This window comes from Nocardia sp. NPDC060220, assembly GCF_042727815.1.
Lineage (GTDB): Bacteria > Actinomycetota > Actinomycetes > Mycobacteriales > Mycobacteriaceae > Nocardia.
The window spans coordinates 1-3543 of the sequence record NZ_JBHWZY010000733.1 but is presented as its reverse complement, the minus strand read 5'-3'; the positions used below and the strand labels follow the sequence as shown (position 1 = coordinate 3543).

Genomic DNA, 3543 nt, shown 5'->3' with positions numbered 1-3543 from the left:
GCTGGTCGGCGCCTGGCAGGTGATGGAGGGCAACCTCGCGATCGGTGTGCTCGCCGCGTACCTGCTCTACCTCGACCAGTTCTACGGTCCCCTCGACGAACTCGCGCAGGTGTTCAACTCCTACCAGTCCGCCGCCGCGGCGCTGGAGAAGATCTCCGGCGTGCTCGAGGAGGAACCGGCGGTCGCCGAACCCGAACGCCCGGTGACACTCGAGCGGGCGACCGGTGCGGTGCGGATGGACCAGGTCTGGTTCGGCTACAACACCACGTCGGTGCTGCCGGAATTCGACCTGGAGATCCCGGCCGGACAGGTGGTGGCGCTGGTCGGTGCCACCGGTGCGGGCAAGTCGACGCTGGCGAAACTGCTCACCCGGTTCTACGACCCGAGCGGTGGCGTCATCACGCTCGACGACGTGGATCTGCGCCACCTGGCCGATGTCGAGTTGCGCAGGCACGTCGTGATGATCACGCAGGAGGCATACCTGTTCTCCGGCACCATCGCCGACAACATCCGGCTGGGCAGGCCCGAGGCGACCGACGCCGAGGTCACCGCGGCCGCGCGCGCGGTGGGGCTGGACGCCTTCGTCGGCGGACTTCCCGACGGCTACGCCACCGACGTGCGCACGCGCGGCGGCAGGCTCTCGGCGGGCCAGCGTCAGCTGGTGGCGTTCGCACGGGTGTTCCTGGCCGATCCGGCGGTGATCGTCCTCGACGAGGCCACCTCCAGCCTGGATATCCCCGGTGAGCGGCTGGTGCAGCACGCGCTGGAGACCCTGCTGCGCGACCGCACTGCCGTGATCATCGCCCACCGGCTGTCCACCGTGGCCATTGCCGACCGGGTGCTGGTGCTCGACGGCGGCCGGATCGTGGAGGACGGCGCACCGGCCGAGCTGATCGCGGGCCAGGGCCGCTTCGCAGGATTGCACGCCGCATGGCGGGATTCGCTGGTGTGATGCGCCCGTGTTGTGCAGCGCCGGGGCTGGTGTCGCTTACCGTAGAGAGGTGACGACCCCAGCCCCGGGCCCGGCCGACGGCCCCACCGAGATCAGACCTGCCTCCCGGTGGCCTGCGGTGCTCACCTGGCGTGCCCACGACAACACCCGCATGGAATCGGTGCGGGTGACGGTGAACGGCAATCGGATCAGGGCGGCGGGCCGGATGATCGGCTGCGCCGGCGATGAGCACCCGGCGTTCAGCGCGTCGTACGACCTGGTCACCGACGAAGCGGGCGCGACGCGACGGTTGTCGCTGCGCACCACCACGGCGGCCGGTGAACGCCATGCCTCGATCTCGCGCGACGAGGAGAACTACTGGCTCGTCGACGCGGGCGGCACGCACGTGCGCTCCACCTTCGGCGGCGCCCTCGATGTCGACGTGGTGCTGAGCCCGTTCTTCAACACCCTGCCGATCCGCCGGTTCGGCCTGCAGAACGCCGTCGGCGACGTCCAGGTCCCCGTCGTCTACGTGCGACTACCCGACCTGCTGGTGCAGGAGGCCGAGCTCACCTACTCGAGCGCGTCCGACGGGATCAACGTCCTCTCGCCGGTCTCGAGCGCCACCCTCACGGTCGATCCGGAAGGTTTCGTCCTCGACTACCCGGGGCTGGCCGAACGCGCCTGATCTCGAGTACTCAGAGCGCGCGGAGCACCCCACCGTCACGGCCGGCGCGGTGAAGTTCACCGAGCCAGTCGCCGGCGCCGGGCGTGATGCCGGTGATGTTCCAGGTCGTGCGGTCGTCGTAGGCGGTGCGGCCGCGGAAACCCGTCTCGACGAGTTCGCCGAGACGGCTGTCCGCGCGCAGGGATTCGCGGGCAGTGACGAGTGTCTCGATGGCCTCGTCGAGCACCCGTTCCAGCGCGGTCGCGTTCGGCTCGCAGATGGCACGCACGAGGTCGGGCGCGGTACCCGCGACGCGGGTTCCGTCTCGGAACGAGCCCGCCGCCAGGCCGAGCGCCAGCTTCCCGCCCGCGGCCCCCGCCGCGGCCAGCGCTTCGGCCAGCACATGCGGCAGGTGTGAGATCCGCGCGACAGCTCGATCGTGTTCCTCGGCGAGCACCGGAACCACCACCGAACCACAGTCCAACGCGAGCCGCACCACTCGCGACCACGGTTGCACCCGCGTTCCCTCGTCCACTCCGACCGCCCAGACCGCACCCTGGAAAAGATTGGAATCAGTGGCAGCCCAACCGGATTGGGACGTTCCCGTCATCGGATGCCCGCCAACGTACAAGGCCTCGAGTCCGTGCTTTCGCACCGCGTCCAGCACCGGCCCCTTCACGCTCACCACATCGGTCAGCGGGCACCCGGGCGCGAGCACGGCGATGTCGGCCAGCAGGTGTTCGACCGCGGGCATCGGCACCGCGATCACCAGCAGCGCGTCCAGCTCGGCAGCGCGGACCAGCACCGCGGACAGGTCGCCGGACACCTCGAAACCGTCCTGACACGCCGCGGAGACGCCGGATTCGGAGCGGTTGTAGCCGAACGCCCGGTACCCCGCCGCGACGGCGGCGCGCAGCAGCGAACCGCCGATCAGGCCGGTCCCGAGGACGCACACAGCCCCACGCTCGTCGATGCTCATCCGAACAGATTGGCACACGAGTTCATCATTAGGGGTGGGACAGACTACCGTTTGGTCCATGGCAGCACAGCGCTCGGGCACGAACAGGGCGACGTCGGATGACGACTTCGACGTCGAAGGGTTCGCAGTGGCCGTGGTCCGCGAAGAAGGCACATGGCGGGTCAGCCCGCTCAGCTCCGATGCCCTGCACGATCTGTCGGCCGCCGAGACCGAATTGAAGGCTTTGCGCAGCTCAGGTGCGGTGTTCGGCCTGATCGACGTCGACGATGAATTCTTCATCGTGTTGCGTCCCGCGCCGAGCGGCACCCGTCTGCTCGTCTCCGACGCCACCGCGGCGATCGACTACGACATCGCCGCCGACGTCCTCGACGCGCTCAATGTCGAGATCCCCGACATCGACCCCGACGATCTCGACGACGTCGAACCGTGGGAGGAGGGCGACCTGGGCGTCCTGGCCGACCTGGGCCTGCCCGAACCGGTTCTCAGCGTGATCATCGCCGACACCGACCTCTACCCCGACGAGCAGCTCGGCATGATCGCCCAGCGTCTCGGTTTCGCCGACGAATTCGCCGCGGTCCTGGACAAAATGCCGAGGTGACCGACGAGGAGATGATGCGCGCCGCCCTGGCGGCCGCAGCCGACGCCGACCCGCGCGATGTGCCGGTCGGCGCCGTCGTCTTCGACGCGCAAGGTCGTGAACTGGCCCGCGCCACCAACGCGCGCGAAGCCCTCGGCGACCCCACCGCGCATGCCGAAGTCCTGGCCTTGCGCGCGGCCGCGGCAGTCCACGGCGACGGCTGGCGACTCGAAGGCGCGACCCTCGCGGTCACCCTCGAACCGTGCACGATGTGCGCGGGCGCCCTGGTGCTGGCGCGAATCGGCAAGGTCTTGTTCGGCGCCTGGGAACCCAAAACCGGTGCCGTCGGCTCGCTCTGGGACGTAGTCCGCGATCGCCGCCTCAACCAC

At 69.6% G+C, this 3543-nt stretch carries 5 protein-coding genes; 4 read left to right on the top strand and 1 reads right to left on the bottom strand.

The genetic code is table 11. From position 1 onward, the window contains the following. Both ACFWF3_RS28645 and ACFWF3_RS28640 read left to right on the top strand, forming a co-directional pair. A partial coding sequence (locus ACFWF3_RS28645; RefSeq protein ID WP_379316609.1) for an ABC transporter ATP-binding protein occupies positions 1 to 952 on the top strand: 952 nt, incomplete at its 5' end. 49 nt (positions 953 to 1001) lie between these two features. After that, positions 1002 to 1619 carry a putative glycolipid-binding domain-containing protein gene (locus ACFWF3_RS28640; RefSeq protein ID WP_378638524.1) on the top strand — a complete coding sequence of 206 codons (618 nt, stop codon included), beginning with the start codon at positions 1002 to 1004 and terminating at the stop codon, positions 1617 to 1619. 10 nt (positions 1620 to 1629) lie between these two features. Here ACFWF3_RS28640 and ACFWF3_RS28635 read toward each other — a convergent pair whose 3' ends face one another. Continuing rightward, positions 1630 to 2577, bottom strand: a complete 948-nt coding sequence (locus tag ACFWF3_RS28635; RefSeq protein WP_379316607.1) for a prephenate dehydrogenase — start codon at positions 2575 to 2577, stop codon at positions 1630 to 1632. A gap of 58 nt (positions 2578 to 2635) precedes the next feature. Here ACFWF3_RS28635 and ACFWF3_RS28630 point away from each other — a divergent pair, with 58 nt between their 5' ends. Together ACFWF3_RS28630 and ACFWF3_RS28625 are read left to right on the top strand one after the other, a co-directional pair. Continuing rightward, positions 2636 to 3175 (top strand): tRNA adenosine deaminase-associated protein, encoded by a 540-nt coding sequence (locus tag ACFWF3_RS28630; RefSeq protein ID WP_378638527.1) that lies wholly within the window; start codon positions 2636 to 2638, stop codon positions 3173 to 3175. A gap of 11 nt (positions 3176 to 3186) precedes the next feature. After that, the coding region (locus ACFWF3_RS28625) for a nucleoside deaminase (protein WP_379316611.1) at positions 3187 to 3543 on the top strand (357 nt) is incomplete at its 3' end.